Origin of the sequence: Brachyspira catarrhinii (assembly GCF_005518285.1) — a bacterium.
In the GTDB taxonomy this organism is placed as follows: Bacteria; Spirochaetota; Brachyspiria; order Brachyspirales; family Brachyspiraceae; genus Brachyspira; species Brachyspira catarrhinii.
Genome location: NZ_SJDU01000540.1, coordinates 1 through 1,210, shown reverse-complemented (window position 1 = coordinate 1,210; position 1,210 = coordinate 1). Strand labels below are relative to the sequence as shown.

Genomic DNA, 1,210 nt, shown 5'->3' with positions numbered 1-1,210 from the left:
TTCTATTTTATCAAAAACTTTATTATCGTTAATAGAAGAGTTTAAAAAAGAAAATATTGAAATAAAAAATTCTATAGAAAATATAATAGCGTCAAAAGATATAAAACTATTTGAAGAATTTTATAATAAATTAAATAATCATTATATAAAAAAAGAAACTCTATTTTTTGCAGGATTAAACAAATATGGAAATTCCGAACCTTCAAAAGTTATGACTAAAGTCGATAAAGAAATATTGGAAGAAGCTAAAGAGATTATGTCTATTAACGATAATAAAGTTTTTGATAAAATAGAAGAATTGAAAAATAAAATTTACGATATGATTTTTAAAGAAGAAAATATTTTAATTCCTCTAGTTATATCGACTTTTTCAAATGAAGATTTTGAAGAACTTAAAGAAAAATATTGAAAAATTTAAAATCATAAGAGTTAAAAAGGCTATAGACTAAAAATATATTTTCTATTTCGTCTATTCTATCGGTAATCAATATTAAAATTTTTTATATCTATATATAATTCTTTATCGATTAAATTTAAAGCATCTTCATAAATTATATAAGGTATATTAACGGATTTTAATAGTATAGACGCATGAGAAAGAGGACTTCCATTTTTTGAAATTACTCCTTTAATATTATGAGATATTTTCGGCACAATGGAAGCATACATTTCGTTAAATATCAATATTATATTATCTTCTTTAGGTATCTCTATATTATAATTTAATAAATATTTCAATACCTGATGCAATATATCTTTAATATCGTATTTTCTCTCTTTTATATAACCGTCTTCCAATTCCTCAAAACTTTGAAAGTATTTATTCATTTCCAAATAATACGAATAAGCGGCGCTATACTTATTATTTTCTATAGAATTATTGACTTCTTCAATTAAAGATTCGTCTAATAATATAGATAAATGCGTTTCAAATATTAGATATTCGTCATTCGTTAAATTTTTTTCTATTATAGTCTTTTGCTTAATTATATCTTCTTTAACTTTTTCTATGGCATTACTTAATTTTTCTTTTTCCAATTCGGTATTTTCAACAATCTGTTTTTCTACATTGAAATTTATATTTATATACTTGCCAATCCCTCTAATATTATCGTTATTGCCATCGCATATTATCTGAAATTTTGAATTAACTTTATTTGGACAATATATTTTATTATCTGATATGGATTCCTTATTTATTAATTCTTGA

At 21.7% G+C, this 1,210-nt stretch carries 2 protein-coding genes; one reads left to right on the top strand and one right to left on the bottom strand.

Annotation, left to right across the window (positions count from 1 at the left end; genetic code table 11):
* The coding region (locus EZH24_RS12165) for a hemerythrin domain-containing protein (RefSeq protein ID WP_170310876.1) at positions 1-409 on the top strand (409 nt) is incomplete at its 5' end.
* A gap of 65 nt (positions 410-474) precedes the next feature.
* On the opposite strand, the gene EZH24_RS12160 is transcribed toward EZH24_RS12165, so the two are convergent.
* Positions 475-1,210 (bottom strand): phosphoenolpyruvate-utilizing N-terminal domain-containing protein (locus tag EZH24_RS12160; RefSeq protein WP_236847251.1); only part of this gene is annotated, 736 nt, incomplete at its 5' end.